The sequence below is a fragment of the Mesorhizobium sp. BHbdii genome, assembly GCF_053848045.1.
In genome coordinates this window covers 1-400 of sequence record NZ_JBSPKX010000310.1, presented here as the reverse complement: position 1 = coordinate 400, position 400 = coordinate 1, and the positions used below count along the sequence as shown (strand labels likewise).

At 55.2% G+C, this 400-nt stretch carries 1 protein-coding gene; it reads left to right on the top strand.

Features of this window, described 5'->3' with window-relative positions; all coding sequences use genetic code 11:
* Nucleotides 1–255 (top strand): hypothetical protein (locus ACWTU8_RS33190; protein WP_455851426.1); only part of this gene is annotated, 255 nt, incomplete at its 5' end.
* Nucleotides 256–400 lie beyond the last annotated feature (145 nt).

Sequence of the window (400 nt, the reverse complement as noted above, 5' to 3'; positions counted from 1 at the left end):
GCATACTACGTAAGAAAGCACGTCAAAAATACGAATACATGGGGAGCCGTGCGCCCGGACAAGCAATTATGGGTCGCGCAACACTCGTTCAATATTATTGATAACCCAGGTATGGGTCGGCCATCCGATCCGGGAGCGAAACTGGTCGGCTTTACCAAGTCAATTGAAGCCAGCGGTTCCGAACTGAATGAGACACTGACCATCGAGGCGGACGGGATCAACGTTACGCAGAGCATCAAGAACGATAGCCAATAGCTTTGACCGGCCGAGTCTCGGGCCTACAAGGCTGTCGGCGACCGGATCGTCGGCACGAAGCCTGAGTCACGCCTTCTGCCTAGTCAGCCGATCCAGCGCATCCACGATCAGGTCACAGAACTTCGCGTGGTCGAGCTTCATCGCC